At 48.8% G+C, this 26088-nt stretch carries 20 protein-coding genes; 9 read left to right on the top strand and 11 right to left on the bottom strand.

Annotated elements, in window-relative coordinates; all coding sequences use genetic code 11:
• The first annotated feature begins 184 nt into the window (after positions 1-184).
• The 4 genes from mltG (at position 185) to ACKFKH_RS07655 (ending at position 8906) form a co-directional block, all read left to right on the top strand.
• Complete coding sequence (mltG, locus tag ACKFKH_RS07640; protein WP_446857663.1) at positions 185-1294, top strand: endolytic transglycosylase MltG; 1110 nt, start codon at positions 185-187, stop codon at positions 1292-1294.
• A gap of 480 nt (positions 1295-1774) precedes the next feature.
• On the top strand, positions 1775-2299 hold the full coding sequence (locus tag ACKFKH_RS07645) for a YqeG family HAD IIIA-type phosphatase (RefSeq protein ID WP_446857664.1): 525 nt from the start codon (positions 1775-1777) through the stop codon (positions 2297-2299).
• A 1125-nt stretch (positions 2300-3424) separates the two neighbouring features.
• Complete coding sequence (locus tag ACKFKH_RS07650; RefSeq protein WP_446857665.1) at positions 3425-4549, top strand: hybrid sensor histidine kinase/response regulator; 1125 nt, start codon at positions 3425-3427, stop codon at positions 4547-4549.
• 10 nt (positions 4550-4559) lie between these two features.
• Complete coding sequence (locus tag ACKFKH_RS07655) at positions 4560-8906, top strand: PAS domain S-box protein (protein ID WP_446857666.1); 4347 nt, start codon at positions 4560-4562, stop codon at positions 8904-8906.
• Between the two features lie 19 nt (positions 8907-8925).
• Here the strand turns inward: ACKFKH_RS07655 and ACKFKH_RS07660 are convergent, their stop codons facing one another.
• Positions 8926-9102, bottom strand: a complete 177-nt coding sequence (locus ACKFKH_RS07660; protein ID WP_446857667.1) for a hypothetical protein — start codon at positions 9100-9102, stop codon at positions 8926-8928.
• Between the two features lie 418 nt (positions 9103-9520).
• On the opposite strand from ACKFKH_RS07660, the gene ACKFKH_RS07665 reads away from it, so the two are divergent.
• The 4 genes from ACKFKH_RS07665 to ACKFKH_RS07680 all read left to right on the top strand — a co-directional run bounded on the left by ACKFKH_RS07665 (position 9521) and on the right by ACKFKH_RS07680 (position 13007).
• Positions 9521-9997 (top strand): MgtC/SapB family protein, encoded by a 477-nt coding sequence (locus ACKFKH_RS07665; protein WP_446857668.1) that lies wholly within the window; start codon positions 9521-9523, stop codon positions 9995-9997.
• 196 nt (positions 9998-10193) lie between these two features.
• Complete coding sequence (locus ACKFKH_RS07670; protein ID WP_446857669.1) at positions 10194-11852, top strand: ArnT family glycosyltransferase; 1659 nt, start codon at positions 10194-10196, stop codon at positions 11850-11852.
• A 276-nt stretch (positions 11853-12128) separates the two neighbouring features.
• On the top strand, positions 12129-12494 hold the full coding sequence (locus ACKFKH_RS07675) for a hypothetical protein (protein ID WP_446857670.1): 366 nt from the start codon (positions 12129-12131) through the stop codon (positions 12492-12494).
• Between the two features lie 15 nt (positions 12495-12509).
• Positions 12510-13007, top strand: a complete 498-nt coding sequence (locus ACKFKH_RS07680; RefSeq protein WP_446857671.1) for a hypothetical protein — start codon at positions 12510-12512, stop codon at positions 13005-13007.
• Between the two features lie 8 nt (positions 13008-13015).
• Here the strand turns inward: ACKFKH_RS07680 and lspA are convergent, their stop codons facing one another.
• Entirely contained in the window at positions 13016-13486 is a 471-nt protein-coding gene (gene lspA / locus ACKFKH_RS07685; protein ID WP_446857672.1) for a signal peptidase II, read from the bottom strand.
• Positions 13487-13539: 53 nt separating this feature from the next.
• Positions 13540-14181 (bottom strand): biotin transporter BioY, encoded by a 642-nt coding sequence (locus ACKFKH_RS07690; RefSeq protein ID WP_446857673.1) that lies wholly within the window; start codon positions 14179-14181, stop codon positions 13540-13542.
• An 82-nt stretch (positions 14182-14263) separates the two neighbouring features.
• On the opposite strand from ACKFKH_RS07690, the gene bioB reads away from it, so the two are divergent.
• Complete coding sequence (bioB, locus tag ACKFKH_RS07695; protein ID WP_446857674.1) at positions 14264-15286, top strand: biotin synthase BioB; 1023 nt, start codon at positions 14264-14266, stop codon at positions 15284-15286.
• A 4-nt stretch (positions 15287-15290) separates the two neighbouring features.
• Here bioB and ACKFKH_RS07700 read toward each other — a convergent pair whose 3' ends face one another.
• The 8 genes from ACKFKH_RS07700 to chrA form a co-directional block, all read right to left on the bottom strand.
• Positions 15291-15602 (bottom strand): hypothetical protein, encoded by a 312-nt coding sequence (locus ACKFKH_RS07700; RefSeq protein ID WP_446857675.1) that lies wholly within the window; start codon positions 15600-15602, stop codon positions 15291-15293.
• 85 nt (positions 15603-15687) lie between these two features.
• On the bottom strand, positions 15688-17070 hold the full coding sequence (locus tag ACKFKH_RS07705; protein WP_446857676.1) for an O-antigen ligase domain-containing protein: 1383 nt from the start codon (positions 17068-17070) through the stop codon (positions 15688-15690).
• A 201-nt stretch (positions 17071-17271) separates the two neighbouring features.
• Entirely contained in the window at positions 17272-18435 is a 1164-nt protein-coding gene (locus ACKFKH_RS07710; RefSeq protein ID WP_446857677.1) for a glycosyltransferase family 4 protein, read from the bottom strand.
• Positions 18436-18459: 24 nt separating this feature from the next.
• Complete coding sequence (locus ACKFKH_RS07715; RefSeq protein ID WP_446857678.1) at positions 18460-19650, bottom strand: glycosyltransferase family 4 protein; 1191 nt, start codon at positions 19648-19650, stop codon at positions 18460-18462.
• Positions 19651-19699: 49 nt separating this feature from the next.
• Positions 19700-20881 (bottom strand): glycosyltransferase family 4 protein, encoded by a 1182-nt coding sequence (locus tag ACKFKH_RS07720; RefSeq protein WP_446857679.1) that lies wholly within the window; start codon positions 20879-20881, stop codon positions 19700-19702.
• Positions 20882-20936: 55 nt separating this feature from the next.
• Positions 20937-22787 (bottom strand): heterocyst formation ABC transporter subunit HepA, encoded by a 1851-nt coding sequence (gene hepA / locus ACKFKH_RS07725; protein ID WP_446857680.1) that lies wholly within the window; start codon positions 22785-22787, stop codon positions 20937-20939.
• A gap of 246 nt (positions 22788-23033) precedes the next feature.
• Entirely contained in the window at positions 23034-23963 is a 930-nt protein-coding gene (gene hepC / locus ACKFKH_RS07730) for a heterocyst development glycosyltransferase HepC (RefSeq protein WP_446857681.1), read from the bottom strand.
• Between the two features lie 731 nt (positions 23964-24694).
• The gene (gene chrA, locus ACKFKH_RS07735) at positions 24695-25888 is read right to left on the bottom strand and encodes a chromate efflux transporter (protein ID WP_446857682.1); all 1194 of its coding nucleotides are present in this window, start codon (positions 25886-25888) and stop codon (positions 24695-24697) included.
• Positions 25889-26088 lie beyond the last annotated feature (200 nt).

Raw genomic sequence — 26088 nt, forward strand, 5'->3', positions numbered from 1 at the left:
CGTTCATCATTCTTAGCCCATCTCTCTGATAAAAACTTTTAATCAATCTTGACTAAAGACGAGAGAGCCTTATCATTTGTTCTGGCTGACGCGATTTTTTGTGGGTTAACTTGAAGCGACCCCTTGCGGGTATCTCGAAGAGATCGTTTTGCAGCCCAGCACTACTCTCAACCCAAACTATCAGATGAAAGCTGTTCAACGAATTGCCAGGTGGTCGTTTTATCTACTTTTGATTGGCTCGGCTCTGGGTGTCTCAGCGTGGCGGGCGCAGGCCTGGTGGGATTGGGCAAGTGCGCCGATCGAGAAACCAGCCGATGCCAAAAAGCAGGTCGTGATTCAAATCCCGCAGGGCACCTCAGCGCAGCAGATTGGGCAGGAGCTAGAGGCGGCGGGGCTGATCAAGTCTGCCAAGGCCTGGGAGATCTGGGCGCGCTGGCTAATGTTTAGAAATCCAGACGGTGGGTTTCAGGCTGGAAACTATCAACTCTCGACGACGGAGCCTTTGCAGCAGATTGCGGACAAAATTTGGATGGGTGAGGTGGCCCAGCGTAGTTTTACGATTCCAGAAGGCTGGTCAATCCGACAAATGGCCGCTTATTTTGAACGGCAGGGCTTCTTTAAGGCGGAGGATTTTGTCAACGCGGCGAGTCAGGTGCCGACAGGAAAGTATCCCTGGTTGCCGACTAATCTTCCGCATCTGGAGGGGTTTCTCTATCCCGATACCTACCAGATTTCTGTCGGATCTGCGGTCACGCCAGAAGAGATTGTTGGGCAGATGCTCGATCGCTTTGAGCAAGTCGCCCTCCCGGTCTACAATCAGCATCAAGGCAAAACTCAACTTTCCCTGGCGCAGTGGGTGACTCTGGGCAGCATCGTCGAAAAAGAAGCCGTCGTCGCCTCGGAGCGATCGCGCATTGCTGGCGTGTTTACCAATCGGCTCAAAAAAGGCATGACGTTGGGATCTGATCCAACCGTCGAATATGGATTAGGCATTCAGCAAACCAAAGAAAATCCGCTTACGCTGAACCAAGTCAAAACGCCATCGCCCTACAACACTTACATCAATGTCGGATTGCCGCCCACGCCGATCGCCAGCCCAGGTGTAGCCAGCCTCAAAGCCACGTTAGACCCCGAAGCCACCGACTATCTCTATTTTGTGGCCCGCTACGATGGCACCCACGTTTTTAGCCGCACCCTCGCAGAACATGAATCGGCTCAAGGCGACATCCGCGATCGAGTCGAGGCAGAGCAAGCCCAAAAACCCAAGCCCGAAGCCGCCAAGTCTGCAAATTGATCCGCGCTCCTGCTGACATGGATGAAGAACTGGGCAATCTAGCTGAAATAACGCAACTGGTTGCCTGAATCTAACGTAAATTCGGTGAAATTTATCGCTTCGGTTTCAGAGTCGAGTTGCCCTCTACACCCCCATCCGAAAGGAACTTTGAACCGGAAATCGTGCTTTAAAGTCCCCAGAATTGGCACCTTGAAGGGCAGAAGCGCTCTCAATCAAAGCGAAAAAACTTCGTCGAATTCACGTACATTTAGGGGCAGGAGTAGAGGCGATCGCTTTACACCCCGAACCATTACTTTCTCCAAGCGGCTGTTTTTGCGACTCCACCAACCGCTAAACTTGAGAAACTGCGTTTTGTTCCAGATTTAGAGTTTCTTGCCAAACCTGATGGTAAAACTTTAAAGCTCAGGGACTGCACGCCATCCAAATTTCGATTTAGTGTCTCTACCGTTTGACCTTTATTCCTCTATTAATTTGTGCTTTATGTCCTGGGGCAAACTTTTACAACCTGACTTGATTTTGGAAAGCTCGATTTTGAGCCTGACACCCGACATTATTCAGCAGCATCAACTCAAAGGTCTGGTGCTGGATGTTGATGAAACTCTCGTGCCGATTACGTCAGCCAAAGCCTGTGCAGAATTGTCACCCTGGCTCGAATCCATTCAGCAGGTCGCAACGCTCTGGCTCGTCAGCAACAACATCAGCGAAAATCGGATTAAGCGAATTGCCGCCCCCTTTAACCTGCCCTACATCATCGGAGCCGGGAAGCCTTCTCGCCGCAAGCTAAGACGCGCTGTAACGGCGATGGGTCTGCCTCCCGAACAGGTGGGTATGGTGGGCGATCGTCTCTTTACTGACGTGTTAGCGGGCAACCGTTTGGGCATGTTTACTGTTTTGGTCAAGCCAATGGTAGACCCCACCGAAGCCGCCCGTCGCTATCCCGTTCACTCGTTTGAAGTCTGGCTCTCTCAAGCCTTGGGCGCTTCTCTGACTCCCGGAAAGCCCTAGCACAGGGTAAAAGCAGCTTGTCTTCTCGATTTGCCAAACGGTGCATCTATCACCCCAAATGATCAATATATAACTTCATCTTTTCTCACAATTCGCAAGAGGCACGAAATATAAAGAAAACATTACGTCCTTCAAATTTGTGATGAAATCCTGGCATTCTAAGTACATATCAAATGGAGCCAGCTCATTTAAAGGCTCTAACCTTAAACTCTATGAATACTTAGGTAAAGCGTCAGCCCTCAGCAAAAGGGGATTGGCGCTTTATCTATTGGGGCGAGATCTATTGGAGCAAGCTTTAATAAAGCGAAATCTATGGAGCGGAACTTTTAAATAGTTGTCGTTTTAACAGTAGTCATTAAGTACAGGAGCTTTGCATAGAAGGGCATAGATAGACGAAGGGCATAGATAGACCTACTTGAGTTTCGACTTCAGCTAATGAATTTTGCTGGCCATAAGAAAATCTGAATCTATGCTAGATTAGCAAGTATCTTTAGAGTGAATGTGATATTTACTGCATACCAGAAGTAGATTAATAAAAATCCTGATCAACTTCTCTTCTGAAATTTTGGAACTTGCAGTGTGGACAATAGGGTTTCGGGAAGTCATTAGTTCCTTAATGAAGTTTAGACCTCTGGTATAAACAAGACACAAAAAGACATCTGTACTGACATCAAAAAATTAGTGTTGAAGGGTTGCTCGTTTCTGGATAGGAAAACCAGATAGTATTAGTCATTAATAACGTGTTTGACCAGGGTGCGAGTTGATGTCTTGACTAAACCTAGTCAGGGGCAAAAGAATTTTGTGATCTTTTGTGACCCACCTAAAAACCTGTTTTGCGCCGAATACCTTTTTTGGCAGCGTTGTATAGCCAGGGTGACTGGGTTGTAAGAGGACGGCGGCTAACTTTGCTGTCGATCGCTCCCCTATTTGTCATGCCTCAACCTGCCCATAATCTGCCTTTCTGTAAACCGTTTTGATTGTCCTTCCGTTGTTCGTAGTCTCCATCTCGTGCTCGATCGTGTTTCACACCACTCTTCTCCTCTTTTTGGGAATGTGCTCCTTGCCCCAGTCTTTGTCTTTCTCCAGATCGCCAGAACTGCTAAATCAGGAAAGTGAGGCGATCAAATGAGGATACTCGTGATCGAAGATGAAAAAGACGTTCGGTTAAATATTGTTGAAATATTAGCCTCTGGTGGTTTCGATTCGATTAATGCTGAAAATGGATTTGTCGGCATTCAGATGGCTAAAGAAACGTCTCCCGATCTGATCATTTGTGATATCAAGATGCCAGATTTTGACGGCTACGGCGTATTAGAAGAACTGCGTCAAGACCCCTCAACGTCAATGATTCCGTTTATCTTTCTAACGGCTAGAGCCGATCGCGCAGAAATTCGTCAGGGCATGAATCTGGGAGCCGATGACTATCTGACCAAACCGTTTCGGCGGATGGACTTGTTAGAAACGATCGCCGCTCGACTCAAGCGTCACAGTGCCCAATCTCAAATTCAAAAAAAAGTCCTGGAACTTCAAGAACTCAACCACCAAAAAGACGATCTTGTCAGCACCATCACTCACGATATGCGGGCCCCTTTGACGACCATTAAAGTCGCTTTGCAGCTAATCGAATCGGTGCCAGACAACCGCAAACAATATACCGAAATTGCCCTATCAGCCTGTGACCAATGTGATGCGCTCATTCAAAATCTTTTAGATCTCTATCAGCTCGAATCCGGAGAAGCGCTGGCTACCCCAGAACCGATCGACCTGCGAGAACAGCTTAACAAAATCATTCAGTCGTTTCAGATTCGCACTCGCGATCGCCAGCAAACCTTTAAGGTAGACCTGCCTGCCCACTTGCCGACGATTCTGTATGACAGCGTAGGCCTCCAACGCATCTTTATCGAGCTTCTCAACAATGCCTGTAAGTACACACCCAGTAGCGGTGAAATTTTGTTTAAGGTGTGCGAGTCTAACCTTCATAGTCGATGTGCGATGCTGCGGTTTTTGGTCGTCAATCAGGCGGAGATTCCTCAAGCAGATCTGCCCCGAATTTTTGATAAATTTTATCGAGGAGTCGGGTGCGATCGCTGGCCTCAAGGCGGTACAGGTCTGGGGTTGGCACTGGTCAAAAAGCTGATCGATCAACTCCAGGGGACGATCGATGTCAAAAGTAGAGACGGTTGGACAACGTTTGTCGTGGAGCTTCCTTATCGGAGGATGAGGGATGAGGGATCGAAGGATGAGGGGTGAGGGATGAGGGATGAGCGGAAATGCAGACTTGTTTGAGCAAACAATCAACCTAGAACGTAACTCACTCACCATGCGGGAAGAAGAGCAAATCAGGTTACGGCGACGCAATGCTGAATTAGAAGATCTGGTAAGAGCGCTTCAGGCACAGTTGCAGGAGAGAGACGATGCCTTGCCTAAAGTAGCCCCTTTGCCGCTCAATGGTAAGCCTTGCCAGCCAAAAACACCTTCTGATTTGCAGTTAGCGCTGCACCTGAGTCAAGCGCGGTATGCAGCGATCGTCGAAGACCAGGCTGATGTCGTCTGCCGCTTTCTTCCAAATGGCACGCTGGTTGATATGAATGAAGCCTGCTGTCGCTATTTTGGTCGGTGTCGATCGTCCCTTTTGGGGGATAACTTTTTCAATTTGGTCGCTCAAACGGATTGTCAATCTCAGCGCAGCGTTGTTGTGACGGGGGAGGCGATCGACGGCTATGAGCAGTGTCAGATGATCGATGGGCAAACCCGTTGGCACCGATGGACAAGTCGCGCGATTCGAGATTTGCAGGGGAATGTGGTTGAGTTTCAGGCGATCGGACGAGACCTGACTGACCTCAAGCTAACCGCCTGTCGTGAAGGTTGTTCGCCCCTGGTGCAGCTTACCCGACCAGAAAGCGCGACTGCTTCGAGTGACCCGCAAGGGGGTGCCCAACTTCAAGCCGAAGTGATGCGTCGCAAATGGGCCCAGGAGTCCTTTCGCGCTAGTGAAGAACGCTATCGATCGATTGTGGCCGCGATGCATGAGGGGGTGATGGTGCTCAATGCAGATGGCACAATTCAAACCTGTAACGCCAGCGCTGAGAGGATTTTGCAGCGATCGTCCAGCGAGTTGTATCAGCGTAATGTGTTGGATATTGACTGGCAAGCCGTTCACGAAGATCTGTCGCCCTTTGCCAGTGAAAGCTTTCCCGGAATGATCACCGCCCGGACGGGAGTTGCCTGCTCAGAAGTGGTGATGGGGCTGTGCAAAAGCGGTCAAGTGACGTGGATTTCGGTCAACTCACAGCCGTTGTTTCGTCCGAGTGACAGGGTATCCTATGCCGTGGTGGTCTCCTTTTCAGACATTACGCTCCGCAAATGGGTCGAAGCAGAACGCGCCCAACTGCTCACACGAGAACAAGCTGCCCGCGCCGAAGCAGAACTGGCCAGAGAGCAGATTTCTCAAATTTTGCAGAGTATTACCGATGGATTTGTGGCGCTCGATCGCGACTCCCGCTTTACCTATATCAACCCTGAAGCCGCTCGCACCTTGGGCAAATCTGCCAGAGATCTGATTGGCGAAGTCATTTGGAAGGAGTTTCCTACGTTTGGCGAGACGAGTTTTGGGCGGCTCTATCGTCGCGCTCTATCGGAGGGCGTTCCGCTGGAATTGACTGACTACTATGCGCCCTGTGCTCAGTGGTATTCTGTGCGGGCTTACCCATCCAAGGGCGGAGTCTCGCTTTATTTTCGCAATATGACTGATTCGGTGCAGACGATTCACGAGCGCGATCAGGCTCAAGAAGCCCTGCGAGAAGCCATGCAGCGTCTGACCTTTCATGTAGACAACTCTCCGCTGGCGGTGGTCGAGTGGGATCGTAGCCTCAAAGTCACGCGCTGGTCACGAGAAGCAGAAACGCTCTTTGGCTGGGAGGTCGAAGAAGTACTGGGTCGGCAGTTTGGCAGTTGGAGCTTTGTCGTTCCTGAAGATATGGAGACGGTGGATCAGACGATCGCCGCCCTGCTCAACGGAGAAGCCACGCGCAATGTCAGCTATCATCGCAACTTTACTCAAACGGGGGCGATCGTGCATTGTGAATGGTATAACTCGGTGTTGTTTGACGAGTCAGGCGAATTGATTTCCATTCTCTCACTGGTGCAAAACATCACTCAGCGCACTCAGGCAGAAGAGGAACTGCGGGAAAGTGAAGAACGCTTTCGTCAACTGGCAGAAAATATCCAGCAGATTTTTTGGATGTATGCAGTCGAAGATCAAAAGCTGATTTACATTAGTCCCGCGTGTGAGCAGGTGTTGGGCTATGGCAGCAAGGGGTGTTATCACAAATCGCCTGACTTCTGGCTGAGTCGAGTTCATTTAGCTGACTTGCATTCAGTCCTCAAAACCAGTCGAAAAGTGCTGCGCGGTAAGCCTGCGGAGGTGATGTATCGCTTTACGAGAGCAGATGGCGCAGAGCGGTGGCTATTGGCGAGAGCCTTTCCGGTGAGAAATCAGCAGGGCAAAGTGTATCGGATTGCGGGAATTGCTGAAGATATTACCGATCGCAAACAACAAGAACAGCGCCTGCGACTGTTGGAATCGGTGATCGTCAATGCCAACGACGCGATCGTCATTACCGAAGCCGAACCCGTCGAACTGCCCGGCCCCAAAATTATTTACGTCAATCAGGCCTTTACCCGAATGATGGGCTACGCGCCAGATCAAGTGGTGGGCAAAACGCCGCGCATCTTACAAGGGGCAAACACCGATTGGGGCATTCTCCAGCAGATTCGGACTGCCCTCAAAAAGTGGGAGCCGAGTCTCGTCGAACTGGTTAACTATCACAAAGACGGCTCTGAGGTGTGGGTGGAGTTGAGCATGTTTCCGGTGACCGATCAAATCGGGCAGTACACCTACTGGGTCGGCTTGCAGCGAGATGTCACTCAGCGCAAAAAGACCGAAGAAGCACTTCAGCGTCAAAACTTGCGATCGCAACTCTTTGCGGATGTAACCCTCAAAATTCGGCAGTCTCTGCATTTAGAAGAAATTCTTCAAACGACGGTTACTGAGGTGAGAAATCTGCTGCAAGCCGATCGCGTGCTGATCAATCGTCTCTCACCCGATGGGACGGGCACCGTCACCCACGAAGCCGTCAGCCCTGGCTGGCATTCTCTAATCGGCGGCACTTATAAGACTGAACTTTTACTACCCGGACATCCTCAAACCGACTACCGTAGCGTGGTGCAAGCGGTAGAAGACATTGAGCAAGAAGCGTCGCCGACCTCAGATTTTTTGCGATCGGTCAAGGTGAGAGCCAGATTAGTCGTGCCGATCGTGCAGCAAGATTCGATTTGGGGGCTGTTGGTGGCTCATCAGGGCAGCCCGCGTCAGTGGTCGAGTTTTGAGATCGAATTGTTGCAGCAGTTGTCTAATCAGGTCGAGATTGCTCTAACTCAAAGTCAATTGCTGCAAGCCCTGCGTGAAAGTGAAGAACGGTTTCGGACGATGGCAAATAGCGCTCCCGTGTTGCTTTGGATGATTGACTCTACGGGAGAATTTGTGTTTTGCAATGAGAGTTTGTTGGAGTTTATGGGGCACACGCGCCACCCCGAAGACGGGAGTTTCTTTGATGCCGTTCATCCAATCGATCGCCCCTATTGTGAGGCCACCTATCAGGAAGCGTCGAAGCATCGCACCAGTTTTGAAATCGAATATCGACTGCGACGGGCCGATGGAGACTATCGCTGGGTGATTGACCGGGGTGTTCCTCGATTTATGCCGGATGGCAGTTTTGGCGGACACATTGGCTCTTGTATTGACATTACCGATCGCAAGCAGGCCGAGGTCGAAATCTGCAAAGCTCTGGAAACCGAACGAGAACTGAGCGAATTAAAATCGCGCTTTGTCTCAACCGCCTCCCACGAATTTCGCACGCCTCTGAGTACGATTCTCTCGTCAGCCGATCTGCTGGAATTTTATGCAGGCGACTGGACACCCGACAAACAGATCGAACATATCCAACGCATTCAAAATGCCGCACTGAATATGAACAATCTGCTGAGTGACATTCTCGTGATCGAACGCGCCGAAGCTAAAAAGCTAAACTTTGAACCTGCCCCGATCGACCTTCTTGCCTTCTGTCAGCGCTTGCTCGATGAGATGCAGCTTAATGATCAACAAGACCACAAATTGATTTTGGAGGTGCAGTCCTCTGGCAAACTAGACGCTATCAAACTAAACGCTATCCCTGCCCACATGGACGAAAAGCTGCTGCGACAAATTTTTAGCAATCTGCTCTCCAATGCCATCAAATACTCGCCCTCTGGCTCCTCGATCGTCTGTCGCTTAACCTGTGAATCTAATCAGGCAATTTTTGAAGTGCAAGACCAGGGGATCGGCATTTCAGTAGAGGATCAGGCTAGATTGTTTGAGCCGTTTCATCGCGGTATGAATGTGGGCACCATTTCGGGCAATGGTCTGGGGTTGGCGATCGTCAAGCAGTCGATCGAGGTGCATAGAGGACAAATTTCGGTCTCTAGTCAGGAAGGCGTTGGAACCACGATTCGAGTCAGGTTGCCTCTGCATTCGGTTGCAGAAAGGGAAGGCACTGGCCCTGTCGCTTAATGGAATGCTACGAGCTTGCCTACTTCCCAACCAGCACTTGCGATTTTCTTTGCTTGACAAGCTGTTGATGCTCACGATCGAGCACCTGAGAGGCTAAATCAGGCATTTCTTGCCAACAGTGGGTACAAAACCAATACACTCCACCTTGTCGAACATGGCGTAATAATTTCTCAGCGCAGCAAGGACATTCAGCCATGATTTTTAACCTAACTTTTGTTAAAGAATGAATCGGACAATACACTTTGTAAAACCGTCTTTCAGTCCTCACGTTCACCTTAGCCGAGTCCGGGGATCAGCAACAAGCGGGAATTCCCCCATCTTTTGGGTGGTAAACTAATCAATCTTGTAAAGCAGGTCACAAAGCGTAGAAGTTTTGGATTTGCGACCCTAAAAAGTTGAGTTGACGAGAAACTTCTTGATTAGCAATCTATTAGAAACTTGTGAGTTTCTTGTGAGGATTCCTGATAGCTTGCTCTAGCCTTTTAACCTCACCTCTGTCTTTAGAAAGATAACGGGTCTGTCTTGAGAAAGATGACGAGCAACCTACCCTGTTTAAGCGGCCCCTTATAATGCAATTCCTTTTGAATGTTCCACAAGTTGAGTGAAAACGATCGATGGCTTCTTATCTAATTCGTTCTGATGACTGGCAAACGATTCTTTTGCGACTGGGATTGGCGCTGCTTTTGGGCGGAGCGATCGGCTGGAACCGTCAACGAAATCGCAAATCGGCTGGACTCCGAACTCACATGCTCGTCAGTCTAGGGGCGGCGCTGTTTACGTTGATTCCGGCGGGGTTTTCGATCTCGGCAGATGGGGTGAGCCGAGTTATTCAGGGGGTCGCGACGGGGGTTGGCTTTTTGGGTGCAGGCGAAATTTTGCATCTGTCTCGGCAAGATCGCTCCAGTCCCACGGTTAAGGGGCTGACTTCGGCCGCTTCGATCTGGGTGACGGCTGCTCTGGGTATCGTGTCGGGCTGTGGCTGGTGGCAGCTTGCAATCAGTGGAACGGTTCTCACCCTACTGACGCTCGGCGGGGTCAAAAAGTTAGAGGAAGCCTCCTTTATTCGAGCCGATGAGGACAACGACCAGTAACGGTTTTTCACTTTTATCTCGGCAGACTGATTGAGTTCTGAATGTGCTGGTAGAGGCTGGACGTGGATAATAGAAAGTTGGAAGCGCACAGGTAAGGAATGACCGGGCTGAGCGATCGCTCATCTGCCCCCTGACAGCCGATTTTGTAAATAGATCAACTAGATCAACCGTAGTCCTGGGTTGTTAGGAGTGGAGCATGGGTCACGAAATTTCGACAAATCGCCAATTTGGAATGGGAACTCCTCGATTTGACTCCTGGATCGATCGCGGCTGGCTGATTGGGCTATTTGTGGCGGCGGTGGTGCTGTTTGGGGTCAGTTTGGGAAATTTGCCCTTGCGCGATTGGGACGAAGGCATTGTGGCTCAAGTGGCACGAGAAATGGCTCGATCGCCCTTTGGCTCCGAAAATTGGATCTATCCCAAAGAACTGACGGGCAATCCCTATTTCAACAAACCGCCTCTAGTCCATTGGCTGATGGCGCTGCTCTACTCGATCGCGGGCGTAAATGAATGGACTTCTCGACTGCCGGGAGCCATGCTGACTGCCTGTTCTGTGCCATTGATGTATTGGATGGGGCGAGAACTGTTTTTTCAGCGATCGGCGGCTGTCTTTACGGCTCTGGTTTACCTGACTTCGCTGCCTGTGGTGCGTCACGGGCGGTTGGCAATGTTGGATGGGGCAGTGCTGTGTTTCTTTGTGTGGCTGATGGCCTGTCTGCTGCGATCGCGGCGAGATTTGCGCTGGGGATTGGGGGTGGGGGTCGGCTTTGGGCTGCTGTTCTTGACGAAAGGAATCTTGGCCATTTTGCTGGGGGCGATCGCGCTGATTTTTCTCATTTGGGACACGCCGCGCCTGATCACGTCTCGCTATCTCTGGTGTGGCATTTTGCTAGGGGTGGCTCCGGTTGCGCTCTGGTACTACGCCCAATGGGAGCAATATCGCCAAATTTTTGTAGACGCGCACTTGTTAAATCAGTCTGCCAAGCGAGTCTGGGAAACGGTTGGCCCCAATCGCGGGCCGGTGTGGTACTACCTGGTCGAGTTGCTTAAATGGGTGCCCTGGCTGGTTTTTTTGCCGTCAGGATTTCGGCTGGCCTGGGACAATCGCACGCTGAGTTGGGCAAAGTTGGCGCTGCTGTGGAGTGTAATTTATTTTGTGACCATCTCAGTCATGAAAACCAAGCTGCCCTGGTATGTGTTGCCGATGTATCCTGCGCTGTCGCTGGTGGTGGGTGCCCAACTGAGCCGCCTGTGGCATCCTTTGACGACGGAGATTTTTCAAGTTCGCCCGATCGCTCAGTCCCGGTTATGGTGTGGTGTGTTTGTGCTGTTGGCGGGGGTAGCGGGGGTGGGTAGCGCTTACTATTTCAAGGTTGATTTTCAGCCTGATTTGCAACTGGTGTTTTTGACGCTGGCTTTGACGCTGGCGATTACGGCGATTTTGATCAGTCGCCAGGATACGCAGTTTATCTCAGTGCTGCTGTGGGGAACTTATCTAACGCTGCTGGTGTTGATGATGTCTGATCATTGGGTCTGGGAGTTGTCAGAGGCTTATCCGGTGCGGCCCGTAGCCGATATGATTCGCAAAGCAACTCCACCGGGGCAGGTTGTCTATACGTCTTATGCTTTCAATCGTCCGTCGTTGAATTTTTATAGCGATCGGGCGGTGATTCCCGCTTCTCCTCAAGCGCTTCAGCAGCATTGGAAAACTGACCCTCATCCTTACCAACTGCGACAACGGTCTGAGGTGACGTTATCTCCCCAAACTCAAGCCTGGATGGTGGAAGACTGGGTTTTGATCACGCGCAATCCAATGGCTCGCTCGAAGGTCAAAACTAAGGCGCTCCCGAAGTAACGTGAATTCGATGAATCTTTTTCGCTGCGTTGTTTGGTTCAAAATCCCTGACCTGTGGGAATCTAGGGAGCCGATCTATGCAGGGCAAACAGTTTCATCAAATTTACATCAAGGTCGCAAAAATATTTAATCGAGTTCCTCACTTTTTAAGGAGTTAGGGACGATCGCCAGGTATCTAGTACCGCAATTAAAAATTTGCAAGCAGCCTTTTATTTCTTCTACACAAAGCGTCGATCGCAAGCCTCAAATCGCGCATTCAAACTTATAGGTAAAGCAATGACGTTTCGTTGGAAAACCTTCAGACTTTGGACTTTGATTGCTTTGGGTCTGATTGTTGTCGGACTGGCCTTAATGGGAATTCCTGGGCTTTTGATCTCTACAGTTTGGGCAATATTGTTGAACACGCTCTTACAGCGTCAAGCCATCCCAACTAGCAATGGCAATTTGTGGATTATGGGAATTTATTTATCAGTAATTGTGCCTGTGGGTTTGCCGTTGAGTTATGTGTTGACCAGTCGATTACACGGGTTACAAAATCTGAGCGCTCCTTTTAATCGACGAACCGTTCAAGTTATCTTGGCGACTATTGTGTGGTGGCTTTTGTGGTCAAGCATTTTAACCTGGCTTTTCTTTAGCTTTTGAGGAGTCGATCGCGTTATGAATCGTCCTTTCATTGTTTGGGTTACACAGGCTCTGATGCTGATGATGTTGTTCATTATTCTGGTGAGTCTGGTTAAAAGCTTTTCTGCTTGCTCTCAACTAGAAGGTCACTGCTGGACTCTCAACTTTGGGCTTGAGGTGGCGCTGGTTGCTGGAATTTTTAGCGCGATCGCCCTTGGCTTTTGGGGATTGCAGCACAGAAAACTTTATGGCAGATGGATTGGTGTACTGGTTTTAGCAGGATTTACGGCCATTATTCTCAGCACTGACAGCTCAAAAATGGCTTATCATTTCATCCTTCATGGAAGCCAAGATCTGCCCAAACTGTATCCAAAATCTTACTACAAAGATTTCCCTTTTAATCGGTGGTCTCCCACTCCAAAAAGTCTGATCGTAGATGTTTTCACAACGATTTTTCTGAATATTTTATTGGTTGTAGCGACTCTCTATCTAGCTTTTTCTAAATCAATCAAAGCATTTTTTGTCTCTAAATAATGTTTTGGCTAAATGGCTGAATCTCGATCGCTGTTTGGTTTATGAAACGTCGCAATTAGTAAACAAACAATTCCTACATTGATGAAAATATCTGCCCAGTTGAAAATCGGAAAATTGATTAAACGGAAATCTAGAAAATCGACCACATGACCCAAAACGAAGCGATCGATGCCATTGCCCAACGCGCCACTCAAAATAAAACCGTAGCCCAACTGCTCCCATCGAATCATCCGCGGCCCAAACCACGCCAGCGCCATCAGCCCAATACTCACCGCCAACGACAGCCACCGCAGCCACAAACTGCCCTGAAATAAGCTAAATGCTGCCCCCTTATTGACCACGTAGGTAAAGTGAAAAACACCAGAAATTAAAGGAATTGACTGGCCGAGCGTCATCGTTTTGACAACCCACAATTTGGTCAATCGATCGAGCAGCAGACCCACGATCGCAGCAATCCAAAAGAAACGGTTTTTTAGCATTAAAGGCTGAGGAATTTTAAGGGTCGAGTGACAAAACTGCTCACTCCCAATCACTAGTAGAACATTAAGCGGCGCATCACAAACGCTAACACGGTCACTGCACAAACGACAGCAAACTGTCCCGGTAGTAAGTTGACCGAAAAATTGAGCAGCGACTTAAAGAAAGGCTGCTTGGCTGCATCGACCCAGTTGAGGGAGTAAGCCAAAATTAAGTAGACAATGCCCGTTAAGTGAACTGTTAGCAACCCACAAAGGCTACTAAAAGCTAACGATTCCAGTCGAGGTGGCGTTTTGAACGCAAAGTAGCCACAAATCCAAGCGCCCGGAATAAAGCCAATTAGATAGCCAAAACTGGGTTCTTTGAGATAGCCCAGGCCGCCCCCCTGAGCAAAGACAGGAAAACCCACCAACCCCAGTGCCAGGTAAGCAATCTGAGAAATCACAGCCGCATTTTTGCCACCCAGACAGCCCACCAGCAAAACCGCCCCAATCTGATAGTTGACACCCAAAAAGTGCAGGGGCACCGTCTGCGAAGTCCACGTCCACGGCAACCCAGTAATCGAGGCTTTGAGAAGTGTGCCGCCGATTGTCAGCAGCAGCCCAATTAAAGCCCACAATAATTCAGTGACGGTAATCACGCGAACAGATCTATTCAAGCGGCGAGGCTGCAATTTTGAGCGAGGAAACCGAGTCATGGTGGTAGGCATTGTATCACTGGAGAGAGATCAGAATTTCTGCATTATTCGATCGGCGATGTGCTGATAATCTTGATAAACAATGAGCGCCAGTTACAGAACTCCCATTCATCCCTCCTCGCGAATGCGGGGCAACGCCCTCCCTCATCCCTCAAAAATTTCTGCCATGATGACCTCGATCGACTCCATCGCCAAAATTTATCACCAGTCGCTGCCAGATCTGCTGTTTGAGGCGCAAAAGACGCATCGAGCGCATCATGATCCACGCGCCATTCAGATGTGTACGTTGGGCAATATCAAGACGGGAGCGTGTCCCGAAGATTGTGGCTACTGTTCTCAGAGCGTGCATCATCAGACGGATTTGCAGCCAGAACCGTTGATGGAGATTGAGGCAGTCGTGACTGAGGCAAAAATGGCCAAAGCTGCCGGATCAACTCGCTTCTGTATGGGAGCGGCCTGGCGAGAAGTGCGAGATGGGGCCCCGTTCGATCGCGTGTTAGAAATGGTGCGTCAGGTCGCTGCGCTAGAAATGGAGGTTTGCTGTACGTTGGGAATGCTCAAACCCCATCAGGCAAAGCAGCTTAAAGAAGCGGGTCTGACAGCCTACAATCACAATTTGGACACGTCGCCCAGCTATTACAGCAAGGTGATCACGACGCGCACTTATCAAGATCGGTTAGAAACGATTCGCACCGTCAGCGAGGCAGGAATCTCGGTCTGCTGTGGTGGCATTTTGGGCATGGGTGAATCGACGCAAGATCGGTTAGGTTTTCTCGAAGCCCTGTGTAATCTTGACCCCGTTCCCGAATCGATTCCGATTAACTGTCTGATTCCCATTCCCGGAACGCCTTTAGAGAATGCGCCGCCTGTTGATCCGATCGACCTGGTGCGCGTCATTGCCACCACTCGACTTCTCTTTCCTAACTCAATGGTGCGGCTGACTGCGGGGCGAACCCAAATGAGCGATGAACTGCAAGCTTTGTGTTTTATGGCGGGTGCCAACTCGATTTTTACGGGGTCTGTGTTGTTGACGGCTCCCAATCCAGAGCGATCGCAGGATGAAGCGCTGCTCGATCGTCTGGGTATGATTCCTAAACCGCTTTAGAGGGTCAACTTTTCCGCTCTAACAAAATCACCAATCTGGAAACGCTTTCGGCGAGCGATCGGGCGGTATCTGCCTGCTGCTGGCTAACTCGCTTGAGGTCGTCAAATCCGGTTTCGACCAGTTCTCTGAGACTGTCCAAATTTCGGCTGTTGCGCTCGAAGCCTTGCTCGATGTTTTGGTTGGTGCGCTCGAAGCCCTGCTCGATGTTTTGAGCCGTACGATCGAAGCCTTGATCGATTCTTTCTGCTAATTCGGTAACAGCCTGTGCCATCATCCGAAGCTGGTATTGATTATTGATATCGGGTTCTTGAGTCATCATCATTCGCGAAATCACTGGCGCAATATTAACATTGAAGGTGGACTTTGGACTTTGAACAAAAAAATGTTTAATTTTCACGTCTTTAGTCTTTAGTCTTTGGTGGCTCGACGGAGAGCTTGGCGTAGTATTGTCGGGCTGCTATGGTAATGCCGATAAACGTCCATAGCACCATGCCAAAAGAACTGAGCATCACATTGTTGAGGCTGATTTGAGAAAACGTGGCGATCGCGATCGCTCTAGCAGTACTGGCAAATGCATCAAACTTCGCTTCCTGACTTTGAGCTAGCGTTGCAATCAAGAGCAGCAAACCACCTAAATAGGGCAACGTTCCTAGCCAGCCCAGGGTCAAGAGCATCGTCAGAATGCCGCTATCATTGCTGCCAATTACAGAACTTTGGATCGTGAAGCCCATGCCTTCTCCTGAGACGTTGGTGAGTGCCTGAGTGAGAAACTTGCTGTAGCCTTCTGCACGATCGGCATAACTGACATCTTCTTTACCTGCAAATAGCGTTTGTACCCGTGAGCCGATTACAGTTGAGAACGGCTCGATGAACGTCAAAGGTAATACAAAAACCATCATGGCTAAAATAGTCACAATCAAACGCATTTGTAGTTTTGGTTTTAGCGAAGGCAAAAAGACAACAATGCCAACGACCCAACTGAGCCACGCCGATCGTGCCAGTGACAATAAAAAAGACAAATACCCCACCGCAGAGGCAGGGAATCGAATCGGACTGCGGCTGGCAAATAGAATAAACAACCCTGCAACCATCACAGCGGCGAATGGCTGGGGCGAGTGCATCGTACTAAACGTTCTGATTCCTAAAGGGTTAGGCGTTCCAAATACCTGAGTCGTTTGATTTTGCAGCCAGAAGCGATCCCACGGAGGCGCGACCAAAAACTGCACCACACCATAGGCACCCATCACAAACGTTCCCCAGACAAAAATGCGCTGAATCGTTTGCCGAATTTCTGGATAGCTGCGCCAGTTTGCGTATAAGTGAAACCCAAATACGACAGGAGTCAACCAGTTTAATAAAGGCACAATTACGGCGGTTGGTGAGTTATTAATCACGCCTACTAGACACCCATAAATTACGCCCACCACACAAAGCACAAAAGGCAACCCACTGCCCCGAATCGCTTTTGGAAGCTGCTTGGCAAATGTCAAGAGAGAGACGATCGTCACAAAAAACGGAGCCAACAACACTGGATTTGGATCAACCCATCCTGCCTGCTGATCGACCAAACGCCGCACAAACGCTGCCAAAAACCAAACCCACCAGGTAAAGCCAAGATACAAAAGGGGATAGCGCAAATAGAGAAAGAGTCCGACTAATAAAGCCCCTAGTGGAAACGCCAGCCGCAACACTCCGCCAACGCGAATCAGAATGCAAAGGGCAGAGAACAGAGAAAAGCCAAGAATTGCCAGCCAAGCGGGGGCAGGTTTTAGAAGGGAAGGCATGGGGTTTGGGGGGTGCTAATTCATTCGATCGTAGACCTGATATTCAATACACAATACAACTAATGTTTATTAATGTTTATATAGATAGGATCAGTAGATTCAAGAGATCACAGATAGAGAGTTTTAGTAGATCACTCGCCGATGATTCCCCTAGCTTCCCTGAAAAAGGGAAACCGAATTTTAAGTGAGTTTCTCGCGCTCTTAGATTTTAATCCTCCCCATATCGCTAACTTCACGAGTCCTTGCGATCGCTTCCTTGTAATAGCGCAGATTATCTTGAGCAATTCGTGACCAACTGTAGTGTTGAGCCGTGTTGTAAGCATTGCGGCGTAGGCGATCCAGCAATGAGCGATCTTGAATTAACTGTTCCAAAGATTGCTCTAGCGCTTGACTGTCTCGACTAGGAACGACGATCGCATCTTTGCCATCCTGCACGATTTCTAATGGGCCGGGAGCAGCAGCGGTAATGGGGGCGAGTCCACAAGCCATCGCTTCGACAAGTGCAACGCCAAATCCTTCAGAAATGGTCGGAAAAAGTTTGATGTGATGTCCTTTGAGTAGTGCTGGCAGCGTGTTGTTTTGGTAAGAAGGGACGACTTTGACGCGATCGCGCACACTCGAATCAAAATCCGCATACACTTCATCGGCAGGGCATTCGGTGCCTAACATGCTGACCTCGACGGTGGGATGACGGTTGAGAATTGCATTGAGAGCAGGCGTGCCATACTGGATGCCTTTGCGAATGATGTAGCTGCTCACTTGGGCAATCCGAATGGGCTGATCAGGGGGGGGAGTCGGTTCAAATGGGAGCCGTAGATAATCATCAGGAATACCATTTGCAACGACGTGGGCCCGATCGGGATCAACGCCTAACTGATCAATCACATAGTGGCGATCGCGCTCGTTTAACAACAACACAACATCCGCACATTGCATTGAAGTCGCTGCTTCCCATAGTCGAATGCTGCCGCGATAAAGGGGATATTTCCAACTCAACTGTAGATTGCCGCGTCGAGCTTCTTCGAGATATTCCAGGTGTTCAATGTGTTCAAGTCCGTGGCAACGTGCGACTAATAGAGGACGACGTTTGTGGAGTTTGCTAATTAAAGTTGCCCAGATCCAGGCATCTCCCGTTGAAGCGTCTACGACATCGATTTCGTCCGCTAATTGTGAGATTTGATAGGCGACAAATGCTGGAAAAGTTGCAAATCTCAGGAGCCGATGGATCTGTTTAGGAACTTCGTTTAATGAGTAATATTGAACTTCATGCCCCAGTTTTTGATATTCCTGACCAAGCCGCCACGTCACACCCGCAGCCCCTGCATTTGGATTAAAGGGATAGTGACAAGTGAAGAGAGTTTTCATAAGTAATTCTTTGAACTGTAGGGTTCAGGCTTTTGTTTTAGACAAGGAAGATTTGACGAGTTCGATTGTGAGATTGGGAGCGGCGATCGCGGCTTGAAAAAGCGCTTCTAACTTTGAGAAATGAGCTTTAGCATTAAACTTTTGCTCAACTAACTGACGACCTTTTGCCCCCATTCTTTGCCCCAGTTCTCTATTTTCGATCAAGTGCTGAATGCTTTGAGCTAAGGCAGAAAGATCACCCGGTTCGATCAGTAATCCATTTTCGCCAGGTGTTACCATTTCAGGAATTGCTGTGATGTTGGTGGCCACGATCGGTAACCCTGCCGCCATTGCTTCTAAAAACACCCAACCAAACGGTTCTGCATACGTTGGCATCACGAATACATCAGCTTGATGGTAAAGATTGAGCCACTCAGACGTGTAGGCTTTAATATTTTTATAGATATGAATATTGGGATGGCTGACCTCAATTGGAGTTTGAGTAACCAGGTGAAGTTCGGCACGATCGCTAAACTTTTCTAAAAATACCTTGACCAGATCGTAGCCACCTTTCCGCTCAAAATCGCCGCCCACAAATAGGATGCTAAAAGGTTTCTCACTGGAGCAACTTCTAACGTCAGCAACGGAAATTTTATCGACATCAACCCCTGGATAAATCACTGTAACTTTTTCGGGTGAAATGTTGTAATCTTTGATCACCGATCGTCGGGCTGCTTCTGAGAAACTGACGATACTTTTTGCGGCTTCAAAGACTTGCTTGTCGAGACGAAGATTGGGGGCAAATGTCCATCTCAAACTCGGCTTAGTATATTCTCTGGAAGCTTGAGCAGCGGTGCGATCGAGACTAATGACCGTCGGCATTTCTTTCATCAAATCGAGGCATAAATACGCAAGGGGCTGGGTATGAAAATGGAGAGCGGTATAGTGAGTTTCTGCCATTTTTCTTAACACCAACCGTCGCGCAAAATAGCCAAGACACATTTGAAATCGAAAGAGAAAGAAATCGGTATTCTGTTCTAATGTCCAGCGAGTTGGGGGAATGCGATAATGTCCGATCGCTCGGCTCATCAGACGGGTTCTCAGTTCTCGTTCGTCGTTGTGCCAATAGAAGTCGATCGGGCAAGATTGGCTTAGAGACTCTCGCATCAAGCGCCCGTAGGTGAGATGTCCGATAAAGCCTTCTACGATCGAGAGCATACGAGGGGATTGAGGCATTTTGGAGGGATGAGGGATGAGGGATGAGAGATGAAATGATCTGTTGAAATTAGGCGGCGACTTTGGATTTTTGGGCGACTTTGAGCAGGGTGGTCTCGAAGTTTTCGACGAGTTTTTCTAGACCAAAATGTTTGAGTACATGGTTTCGATATCGCGCTCCTAGTTCGGGTTCTTGCGATCGCCAATCCAACATTTCAGTCAGACATCTTGCGAGATCTTTTTCATCATTGGGTGTGAATAATCCGCGCTCAAATTCACCTGTTAAGGCTTCGATCGTGCCTCCGATGCGGCTACCTACGATCGGCGTTCCACAGGACATTGATTCTAGAATGACTCTGGCAAAAGGTTCTGGCCAGGTGCTGCATAAAACATTGACATCGCTGATTTGATAAAGGGGTACGGGATTTTTTAATAATCCTAAGAACTTCACCTGCTCTCCAACCCCTGAATCGATCGCTAATTGTTCTAATGACTGTTGATATTTTGCACCCGCTTCGGGACATTCTCTGCCTTTTTCGGGATCATAGTGAACGACGGGTTTTCCGGCCAGCAAAAGGTGAGGGGTGATTCCTTGCTGGTGCAATATACCTAATGCTTTGATGAGTGATTCGATGCCTTTTGATTCGTCAATTCTGCCGACGTAGGAGATGACGCGATCGTTTTCAGATAATCCCCATTCTTTTCTTAGGGCAGCGAAGTCTTCAGCAGGTTTGAATTTGTTGGGATCGGTGCCATTTTGAATGACCTCAATCTTCTCTTCTGCTAACCCAAACTTGACCCATTCCAGCTTAGTTTGGTGAGAAACTGCAATGAATTGATCAACGCCATTGAGTGCAACGCGACGTTGACGATTGAAATCACAGGGAGGAATCTGAAAGTAGCAGATAAAGGGAAGATGTTTTAACGATGACAATGCATAACCAAACACAGCAGAATGATATGCATTACAAAAAACTAGACTGTCTTGATCAGCAGGAATTGTACCAATCCTGATCAAACTGCGAACAAACTTGAGAATATCGTCTACCTTACGGCGATCGAATCCAAATGTATCAATCTTGATCACATCCTGACAAAACTTGCGATACTCATCGACCAAGTTGCCGTCGCGCTCATAAAGCAGGCTGACTCGATGCCCTCGTTTGACCAATCCCCGCGTAATTTCAAATAGGTTTAACTCCTGTCCGCCCCTGAGTGATGTGGGTTCCTGTTCTAGCGCAATTAAGTGCATAACCTTCCTCTCTTCTAGTAAATGCGTTTAAGTCTGGTTTGAAGCCTTTTCAGGGTTACTCTGCGCTGACTTGATGCTGCATCTGGTGGTAGTTCCAGAGTTTGCCGCGTTGGTTAAGCAGTTCTTGATACGTGCCTTGTTCGATGATTTGTCCTTGTTCCAAAACGACAACTTTATCGGCTCGGACAATGGTAGATAATCTATGTGCGATCGCAATCACCGTTCTTCCTTTTGACAGTTGCTCTAGTGATTGTTGAATCAATCGTTCAGAAACTGAATCCAGGGCGCTAGTTGCTTCGTCTAAGATCAAAATTTCGGGATCACGCAGCAAGGCACGAGCGATCGCTAACCGCTGACGTTGACCGCCAGAAAGCCGCACCCCTCGATCGCCCAACTGTGTCTCAAATTGGTCGGGCATTTCGAGAATAAAGTCGAGCGCGTTGGCTTGTTCGGCGGCTCTCAAAATGGCTTCGTCGCTGGCATTTTCTAAACCGTAAGCGATATTGTATCTGACCGAAGCGTTAAAAATAAAGGTGTCCTGGCTGACGATCGCCATCCTCTGCCGTAGAGAATTGATGGCAAACGATCGCAAATCTCGACCATCGATCAGAATTTGTCCGCCAGTCGGATCATAAAAGCGAGGAATCAAATCTACCAACGTTGTTTTTCCGGCTCCCGAACCCCCGACCAGGGCTGTCATTTTGCCGCGTTCGATAGTGAGCGTAATGTCTCTGAGAACGGGCTGACGCGGATTGTAGCCAAACTCAACCGCCACAAAATCAATCGATCGCCGCAGTTCGCTAAACGGATAGGTTCCATCTTGCAAATAGGGCTTGTTGTCACTTCTCAGGATCTCTTGAATGTTGGCGATCGACCCGCCAAAACCACTGAGTTGAGCGCGATTGCCGTTAATTTCGTGGAGAGCAGGCACCAGCCGAAACAGAATAAACAGAAAAGTTAAGAGAGAGGCTGTTTGCAGGGTTCCGTTTGCGACAAATACGGTGATGGCCAGAATGATCATGCTAATCAAAACCGTCGTGGCCAACCCTTCTGCTACCGGCCGCACCAGTGCCCACCGAGAGGCCGCTTTCATGCTGGCCTTTTGTAAAGTACCACTGGCTTGATAAAAGCGTTTTCGCTCATAGTCCTGGGTGGCAAAGGCTTGTACAGTGCGGATTCCGTTGATGAATTCTAATGCGATCGCTGTGAATTTTCCATTCGCGGTGGAAACTGCAAAACTACTTTCGCGCACTCGTGCATTCAGTTTGGTTAATCCTGCGATTAATAAACCGAACAATACGATCGACACTAGCGTTAACTGCCAGGAGATCGAAAACATCAACGTCACGTAGACCAGCAAAGTTAATCCTTTGGTGATTATATAAGCCAACAGTCCAAAGGCGATTTGTAGGCGACCGATTTCACCTGTGATCGAGTTGATCAGTTCTCCTGAATTGGTTTTGCCAAAGTAGCTGAGGCTGACTGCTTGTAGTTGCTCAAAGATGCGTTTTCTCAAGCGATCGACTAATTTTTGTTGACAGAGTTCGGTATAAAACTGCGTCAAATAATTAAAGCCTGCTCGAATCCAGGTTGACACCAAAATCAAGCCAGAAACTCGATACAGTCGATTGGTAGCCGAAGAATTGATGTCTAGAACCCAAAGATCAAACCATTGAATTCCTGTTTGAAAAGGTTGTGCATCGGGACTCACCAAACTTTGGAGAAATGCAAGCAGGAATCCGAAGCCAAATCCCTCAAATGCTGCCGAACACAATGCAAACGTGATTGCAGCGATCGCTATCCACGGGAAATATTGAAACTCACTTAAGATCAAAGAATTTTCTTGCCAAAGGTTGCTTTCTCTAACAAGATTACGCACTGGATTAGGAAACTTCTTAGCTCGCATAAATAATTAGACTAGAGGGGCCGAAACTCAGGTTAAAGTCGGCGGTTTGCAATGAGTGTATGAGTTGTACCTGTAAACTTTGACTAAGATTTGGACTCTATTTGGACTCTAAACTTTAGACTCCGTGCAAAGCAGCTTTTGAGTTTGAAGTCTGAGGTCAAATGTCACCAATTTAGGGAATTCCGTGGCGTTTGTCTAAAGTCTAAGGTCTAAAGCATGAGTACTCGCAAACCGCTCACCATTCTCTCAACAAGCCCCAAATCCAGAAAGTACCCTGGGCACCGTTCGTAATAGGATCTTGAAATCGCCTGATAGCGACCAATCGCGGAGATATTGCAAATCCCGATCGTTCACCATATCAAGGTCTAATAGCGTTGATCGCGCTTCAACCTGCCACGCTCCGGTGATTCCTGGTAAGGCATTCAGTCGTTCTTGGAGTTCTGGGCGAATCCGAACAGCATCATACAGGGCCCAGGGTCGCGGGCCGACAAGGCTCATTTCACCGCGCAACACGTTAAAAATTTGGGGCAGTTCGTCCAGGCTGTATTTGCGTAACCACCTGCCCAGAGGTGTGATGCGAGGGTCGTCTTCCCGCTTGTGAAGGCTCGATTGTGACTGATTGGCCATCACAGCATGGTGATTGTTTTCGGCATCCACGCTCATCGTGCGAAACTTGAGCACTCGAAACAGTTTGCCCCGTTCACCAACACGCCATTGACGAAACAAAATCGGGCCAGGAGTAAAAATCTGTATCGCCAGCACGATCGCCAACATCACCGGACTCAACACCAACAGCATCAAGGTGGCCAGACTCCAATCAAAGGCTCGTTTGCACCACCAGAGTCCTCTGCGCTTTTGGGGCAGGCGGGAGGCGGCAGGCAGACGCAAGTAGAGTGTCTTCCCCGCTTGTTCGCAAGCATCTGCCCAAAACTTGAGGGCGGCTTCGCTGAAACTAGCATCGACGCGAACCAGGCGGATAGGAGAACGCTTGAGACATTCGATTAGCCATTCCTGGTCAGCCAAAGGCGGTAGTGAGTTGTCTTGTGGCGATTGGGTAGGGTAAACGATCAATTGTTTGCGCCGCCATTTGAGAACGCATTCTGGAAAGCCAACCGTCGATCGCTGCCAGGTAGGAGTGTCGAGGGTTTTCAGGATTGCGGGATTAAACGTTGTCATAGGTATCCGACTTGTTTCAGGGTTAAGCGTCAAAAAAGAGTAGTCAGGTTGACCACATCCAGACTGTTAAAGGCATTAGCTGTGGGATGGAAGTCCCCGAACCGATTTGGACTTAGGCGGATAATAAATAACTCAAATGTTAATCAGCAGTCCGACGAATAAATCAGCTAGAAGTTAGAGATGTAAATTTTGGTTACTTTTGAGAAGCAAATTTTTTCGGATGGTCTAGTTCGTCCAATCCATGCCGTTTTTCAGGGATCAGGGCGCAACGATTCGTTTGGTAAAGCGGACATCGTAAGTGTCAGGAGCGTTGGATCAGGCGGGTCTCGATCGCTCCCTTCTGCAATTTCAGTCAATCGGACGCTCATTATATAGATGTGCCAAATCACCTATTCCTTTGTGCCCGTACCCTTTGGCGAGAAGCTGGGTTCAAAGAAGTCATGCAGATTTTGGTGTACTGGCTTGATTTGGTGCCGCGTGAATTTTTCCCTCATCCGACCTTTTTTAGACATCAGAAGAATGAGAGATACCCCGCTTTTTTCCCGAATCGGTAGGGCTGGGGATCACGGAATTTGTGTGTGAATTTAGTGACAATTTACACTTATGACGATCGCTTTACCCTGGTGCAAAATCCTCATGACCTGAAGGGTAAATCAACGCGAATCTGATCGCGCTTTTTGTTAACTCAAATTTGAAACCGACGCGAAGAGTTTTGTCGAATTTACCTGTTATTAAACGTAACCCAGCGAAAAGGCCAGCCACCCGATCGCCGCTCCCCCGATTACCAACCACGCCGCATTTACCTGAAATCGAATCGCTAAAACAGCACTGACTAACGCGATCGCGACTGCCAAAAAATCAAGATAAGGAGCCGTCGGTTTTCCTAGAGTTGCGATTGCTAACTGTAATGTGACGACAGCCATCAACGCCAACGCACTCGCATTCACTGCGTCCAAAAATGCGGATGCCCATTTTGATCGACGAAAGAATGGAATAAAAGGATTTAACGCAACGACAAAAATAAAGGATGGTAAGAAAATTCCAACCGTTGCGACAATGGCTCCCGGAATACCTGCGATTACATATCCAATAAAGGCGGCCGTCGAAAGAATCGGGCCAGGCGTAAATTGACCAATGGCGATCGCGTCCAACAATTGTTGTTGAGTCAGCCAGCCATAGCCCTCAACAAATTCGCCCTGAATAAATGACAGCAAGACGTAGCCTCCCCCAAACAAAATGCTGCCAATCTTGAGAAACGACCATCCCAACTGCCACAGCGAAACTTGAGAAGTCGCCACAGTCGCCGCACTTGCCTGCAAAACTGTGCCCGTCACAAGACCAGCGATGAGTAGATTCGCCTCTTCTGTAGAATTGCCGCGATCGGGAAACTGAAGCCAAATCATTCCCAACAATCCGCCGCTTAAGAGGGCAACAATTTCGTTGACGCGACCAAACCAGACGAGGAGCGAGACGGCGATCGCAATCACCCAAAGCTTACGAGTTTTGACGGCTTTTTTGCCCAAGCGCCAGAGCGCATCTAAGACGATCGCCAGCACAGCAGGTTTGATCCCATAAAGCAGGAATGCAATTTGAGGAATCGTACCAAATGTAACGTAGACCCAGGCGAATGCAACCGTGATGACGATCGCAGGCAAAATGAATCCAACGCCCGACACAATCAGACCCAGCCATCCTCCATAGACATAGCCAATATGAATCGCCATTTCTGTCGAGTTGGGCCCAGGAATCAGGTTAGTCGCGCCCAGCAAATCGAGAAACTGCTCCCGTGTCAGCCATTGGCGCTTTTTGACGACTTCATCTTCCATCATGGCAATGTGCACAGCGGGGCCGCCGAAACCGATGATGCCCAGTCTAAAAAATAGGGTGGCGAGTTCTTTGAGGCGAAGTGAGGATGAGCGTTCCATAACCTTACTGTGGAAGAATCCTCTCTTAATTGAAGCGTAAAATACCCAAAAAGCCTGTGTGCAAGTAGACTTGATTTTCTCTACGTTTGTATGCTAGGTCGCTGCAAGTTTAATAAACAAACCTGAGCAAGTATTTCTCTGATCATTAGGTAGAAATGATATGCAAAAGGGGATCTCCTAAATCAAGCAGTCTCGGATTC

Source organism: Phormidesmis sp. 146-20, from assembly GCF_052939475.1.